General features: G+C 63.4%; 6 protein-coding genes, 1 tRNA gene and 1 pseudogene. All 8 read left to right on the forward strand.

Annotation, left to right across the window (positions count from 1 at the left end; genetic code table 11):
• Positions 1-170 (forward strand): annotated as a pseudogene (locus tag RHBS_RS31215) (DNA polymerase III subunit delta'); the annotation flags it as partial.
• An 84-nt stretch (positions 171-254) separates the two neighbouring features.
• A tRNA-Thr gene (locus tag RHBS_RS26515) sits at positions 255-327 on the forward strand.
• Between the two features lie 366 nt (positions 328-693).
• Positions 694-942 (forward strand): type II toxin-antitoxin system Phd/YefM family antitoxin, encoded by a 249-nt coding sequence (locus RHBS_RS26520; RefSeq protein ID WP_128646848.1) that lies wholly within the window; start codon positions 694-696, stop codon positions 940-942.
• Positions 939-1205, forward strand: coding sequence for a Txe/YoeB family addiction module toxin (locus RHBS_RS26525; protein WP_128646849.1), 267 nt, complete (start codon positions 939-941; stop codon positions 1203-1205). The genes RHBS_RS26520 and RHBS_RS26525 overlap by 4 nt, the downstream gene beginning before the upstream one ends.
• Before the next feature lie 89 nt (positions 1206-1294).
• Positions 1295-1522, forward strand: coding sequence for a hypothetical protein (locus RHBS_RS31220; RefSeq protein ID WP_237669793.1), 228 nt, complete (start codon positions 1295-1297; stop codon positions 1520-1522).
• A complete protein-coding gene (locus tag RHBS_RS31225; protein WP_374700670.1) occupies positions 1522-2136 on the forward strand; it encodes a zinc-binding dehydrogenase in 615 nt (204 codons plus the stop codon). Before RHBS_RS31220 ends, RHBS_RS31225 begins: the two co-directional genes overlap by 1 nt.
• On the forward strand, positions 2043-2342 hold the full coding sequence (locus RHBS_RS31230; protein WP_237669797.1) for a zinc-binding dehydrogenase: 300 nt from the start codon (positions 2043-2045) through the stop codon (positions 2340-2342). Before RHBS_RS31225 ends, RHBS_RS31230 begins: the two co-directional genes overlap by 94 nt.
• A gap of 21 nt (positions 2343-2363) precedes the next feature.
• Complete coding sequence (locus RHBS_RS26535) at positions 2364-2684, forward strand: hypothetical protein (RefSeq protein ID WP_187298651.1); 321 nt, start codon at positions 2364-2366, stop codon at positions 2682-2684.
• Positions 2685-2742: the final 58 nt, after the last annotated feature.

The raw sequence follows: 2742 nt of genomic DNA on the forward strand, positions 1-2742 counted from the left end.
ACCCCGACATGGCCGAGCAGGTCGAACGCATGGCCAAAGCGGTGCCGCCCGAGGCGCTGCTGAAGAGCATCGAGGCAATCCTCGAATGTCGAGAGTCGTTGGCAGTCAACGCAAAGCCGAAGTTCGCGATCTATGCGATGGTGGCGACGCTCGGAGATGTCCTGCGCTAGAAGCAGGCCCGCATCGAGGCTCGGGGGAGGGCGATTTTAGTTTCGACCTGATGCTCCGTTAGACTCACCAACGCCGAAAGGCACGCCGCCTTAGCTCAGTCGGTAGAGCATTTCACTCGTAATGAAAAGGTCAAGAGTTCGATTCTCTTAGGCGGCTCAGAGGCCAAGAAGCCCCTCACCAGCAGGAACCGGTGAGGGGCTTTTTCGTGTTCTGCTCCGGTACGCGTCAGGCCGGCTGATGTGGTGGTGCCGCGCTCGCGAGCGTGATTCTCGGCTGACCTTTCCACGTCGATCAGCCGGCCCGTGAGGTAAGCGCTGACGGTCTCCCGATCGTCGTTGTATGGTTGCTGCCGACTCTGACAGGTACCGCTTGTGGTACCTGTACCGAAAATGGTACCGTTTCGCGCTGAAGGCGACTTCCCGCGCAACGCGGGGTCAAACAGAAGGAAGTTGCCCGCGCAAGGCGGGCCGCACACGTCCGACGGCGACCGCCATCGCCACGGACCGGAGGAACCGAGACCCAATGTCAGCCATCACTCGCACCGAAGCCCGCAAGAGTCTGTTCCCGCTTGTCGAACAGGTCGTAGAGGATCACACCCCCGTGGAGATCGTCTCCAAGGGAGGCAATGCGATTCTCATGTCGAAGGCCGACTACGACGCGATGATCGAGACCGCGTATCTCTTGCGCAGTCCCGCCAACGCAACGCACCTACTGAAAAGCATGGAGCAGGCCCGCCGCGGGGAGGTGAAGCCCAGAAAGCTGGCCGAATGACCGAAGTCCGATTCACCGAAGAAGGATGGGACAGCTATACGTCCTGGACCGTCGTCGACGAGAAGATGCTCGCCCGCATCAACAAACTGATCGACGCGGCTCTGCGCGACCCATACGCCGGGATCGGCAAGCCCGAGCCCTTGAAATATGCTCTGGCCGGGGCATGGTCACGACGAATCGACACCGAACACCGGCTCGTCTACGTGCCTCCCAGCGAAGACAATCCAGACCTCGTCATCGTGTCGGCGAGATACCACTACTGACATATCTCGGCACCAGGGCATTGATCCTCTGATCGGAGCGACAGCGCTGGATCGACCTGTTCTCCGCGTCGTTCCTGCAAAATCGGTTCATGCGAACTGACGAGGTGCACAGCGCTCGTGACTTGATGACGGCCATCGTCACCACCGGCATCGGTGGCTACGACAAGCTCGTCGTGTCCGAGGTGCCGAGACCCATGCCGGGTCCGGGGGAGGTGCTTGTTCGCGTCTTGGCAGCAGGGATGAACAACACCGAAATCAACACGCGCATGGCTGGTACTCCGACGGCGGGTGGAACGAGGCGACGCCGTTTCCGCTGATTCAGGGCACGGACTGCTGCGGGTTCGTGTGTCCGAGTCCCGGGACGGACGAATCCTTCGTCGGTAGGCGGGTCCTGGTTCGGTCATGCATGCGTGTCGACGGCTTCTCGTCGGGCGAGACGCGTTGGTTGGGTTCGGACATGGACGGCGCGTTCGCCCAGTTCGTCGTCGTTCCGGCAAACGAGGTCTTTCCGGTCGATTGTGATTGGACCGACGCCGAGCTGGCGACGATTCCGTGTGCATACGGCACGGCGGAGAACATGATCGCTCGCGCGGGGGTGCGTCGAGGGTCGACGGTGCTGATCACCGGCGCGTCGGGCGGAGTCGGTTCTGCCGCAGTGCAACTCGCTGTTCGGCGCGGCGCACGGGTGATCGGTGTCGCGAGCCGTGCCAAACACGAGCAGCTTCGCGAACTCGGCGTCGACGAGGTCTACGGGCGCGACGCGGATCTGGTGGACGCCCTCGGCACGCGCAGCTCGATGTGGTGGTCGACAACGTCGCAGCCGACGGTTTCGGTCCTCTGCTCGACGTCCTCGTTCGTGGGGGAACGTACGTATCCTCGGGTGCGATCGCGGGACCCATCGTCGCGTTGGATCTACGGACGATGTACCTGAACGACCTGACGCTCTTCGGCTGCACAGCGTGGGACGAGGACGTGTTTCCGAACCTGGTGTCGTACATCGAAGCCGACGAGATTCATCCCTTGGTGGCCGAGTCCTTTCCGCTCGAGCAGATCGCGGTGGCGCAGCAGCGCTTCTTGGAGAAGGACCACGTCGGCAAGTTCGTGCTCGTTCCTCCGCTGGTTCTCGACCACGCTTGATTCCCAGGCACACTGGATGGAGTGTTCGCCTCCCTCGCTCCGGCTCGCCGTCGCCTCGTGTTCGTCTTACTCGCTCTCGTTCTGGTCGGGATCGTCGCGGCTGTGGCGGCCTTCGTCGCATCACGTCCCGCAAGCGACACCGTCGCGAGCGTCGACCAGTCCGTGCCCGGCCCGGTGCTGCTGATCCCCGGATTCGGCGGATCCACCGACTCGCTGGACGTGCTCGCGGCCGAACTACGGGAGGCCGGCCGCGACGCCACCGTGGTCACCCTGCCCGACGGTGGCGTCGGCGATCTGACCGTGCAGGCGCAGACCCTGCGCGACGCCTCGACGCGGCTCTGACTCGGACGGGAGCGACCTCGGTCGACGTCGTCGGGTATTCCGCCGGCGGAGTGGTGGC

The organism is Rhodococcus sp. BS-15 (genome assembly GCF_000813105.1).
Taxonomy (GTDB): Bacteria; Actinomycetota; Actinomycetes; order Mycobacteriales; family Mycobacteriaceae; genus Rhodococcoides.

Excerpts from the sequence above, each read along its gene's own strand:
- RHBS_RS26525 (WP_128646849.1), top strand. The coding sequence starts at position 939 with ATGACCGAAGTCCGATTCACCGAAGAAGGATGGGACAGCTATACGTCC.
- RHBS_RS31220 (WP_237669793.1), top strand. The coding sequence starts at position 1,295 with ATGCGAACTGACGAGGTGCACAGCGCTCGTGACTTGATGACGGCCATC.
- RHBS_RS26520 (WP_128646848.1), top strand. The coding sequence starts at position 694 with ATGTCAGCCATCACTCGCACCGAAGCCCGCAAGAGTCTGTTCCCGCTT.